The sequence below is a fragment of the Streptococcus sp. 27098_8_22 genome, from assembly GCF_041432415.1.
GTDB lineage: Bacteria > Bacillota > Bacilli > Lactobacillales > Streptococcaceae > Streptococcus > Streptococcus pseudopneumoniae_M.
The window spans coordinates 1-974 of record NZ_JAPVZP010000018.1 but is presented as its reverse complement, the minus strand read 5'-3'; the positions used below and the strand labels follow the sequence as shown (position 1 = coordinate 974).

Genomic DNA, 974 nt, shown 5'->3' with positions numbered 1-974 from the left:
TCTCCATAGGTAAATGCAAAGATTTCATAGGCTGACTTTCCATTTAAAGCAGCACGTTTGACGTTGTTGACATGAGAACAGACGAGATTGATGTCCTCTTGAGTTAAGTTGTCAAAGGAAGTTCCCTTAGGTAGAATGTCGCGAATCATCGTGTGATTTTTCTCAATTCTCCCTTTCTGGTCAGAGCGATTAGGGTCACAAAAGAACAGTTTTATTTCACCACGAATATCCATTTCGATGTCATCAACCCTGGCAAACTCTCCACCATTATCGGTAAGAATGACAGGAAAGAGTTGGAAGAAATCTTTGTCAGCTTCGTGAAGGGTATTCTTAATATTATAGAGGTTCTTGATAACTTCAAGGGCAGTTTTATTCTCCAGAAGCCTAGCGAAGATAAAGTTACAGAAAGACAGGTTGAAGGTGAGTAGGACTTTCCCTCCCATTCTGCCCATAACTGTATCCATTTCCAGCCAAGAGTTTAGTTGGTTAAGGACTAAATAATTTTGAAAATCTTCATAGGAACGTCCTTTTTTAGCTTCTTTAGGGATGGAAGGTAGGTTACTTTTCCGTCTCTCTTTGAATTTAACGGCTCTAGCTAGATCAATAGGAGCGATAGACAGGTAGCCTTTTCGGATATGTCGATAGACGGTTGAGGAGCTGACATCAAGGTTATGAGTTTTGAGGATATGATAGATGTGCTGTCCCTTTTTAACACCCTCAGAAATGATTTTATCCATGTCCGAGAAAGTCTGAGAATTGAGAGGAGTTCCTTCACGAGCCTCGACAAGAGTTTGTTCGTATTGTTTTTGAGCTTGTTTAGCAAGGTAGAAAATCTTCTTATAGCCACAATTCTGTCTTCTTTTAGGGCATCCATTACAGACAAAGGGAGCCTTATCAAGTAGAGGGCAAGGAAGGTTGTTAGAGGTAGAGTCTCTAATTTGTTTGTTTCGTTTGACTTCTTTGGAAACAGTAGT

1 protein-coding gene is annotated in these 974 nt (G+C 40.0%); it reads right to left on the bottom strand.

Annotated elements, in window-relative coordinates; genetic code table 11:
• Nucleotides 1–974, bottom strand: a 974-nt coding sequence (locus tag O3633_RS10285; protein WP_371621210.1) for an IS30 family transposase, incomplete at both ends; no start/stop codon positions are given.